Here is a 595-nt window from a genome sequence, read left to right as displayed (position 1 = left end):
GGAAGCCCTCCGCTTCATGGCCGATCTGCGCCTCCGCCTAGGGGATCGCGCGGCGGCTGAGGTTGCCCTTCGACAAGCTGTGGCCCTTGACCCTCAGAATGTGAAGTCTGCGCTGCAACTCTCCCGCCTGCTGGAAGCTGACCGGCCGAGCGAGGCGGAGGCACAACTGCGTCGTATCCTCCCGATCGCGGTCGACCATACCGAAGTCATGATCCAACTTGCCCGACTTTGTCAGCGGCAAGGTGACCCTGCCGAGGCGATTGCACTGCTACGTCAAGCGCTCGCCACGGACCCTTCGAATGTCAAAGCGAACCTCCGGCTTGCCGAACTGTTGGAATCGGATGATCCGGGTGCGGCCGAGGTTCATCTTCATCGCGTCCTAGACCAGCAGCCGGATAGTAGCTCTGCACTGCTGCGCCTTTCTGCCATCGCCCAGCGGCGCGGTGCGCCGGATGAGGCCATGGCGCATATGCGCCACCTGCTGCAGGTGGATCCCGCCAATGAAAAGGCTGCGATTCGCCTGGCGTCACTCTTGGAATCCGTAGACCTGGAGAAGGCTGAAAATCAACTTCGGCAAATTCTTTATCGTGATCCG

1 protein-coding gene is annotated in these 595 nt (G+C 61.2%); it reads left to right on the top strand.

The features are described 5' to 3' along the window. Positions 1–16: 16 nt before the first annotated feature. Positions 17–595 (top strand): tetratricopeptide repeat protein (locus IBL26_RS25465; RefSeq protein WP_187787286.1); only part of this gene is annotated, 579 nt, incomplete at its 3' end.

The sequence above is a fragment of the Teichococcus aerophilus genome (assembly GCF_014490485.1).
Taxonomy (GTDB): Bacteria; Pseudomonadota; Alphaproteobacteria; order Acetobacterales; family Acetobacteraceae; genus Pseudoroseomonas; species Pseudoroseomonas aerophila.
This window is presented reverse-complemented; position numbering and strand designations above follow the sequence as displayed.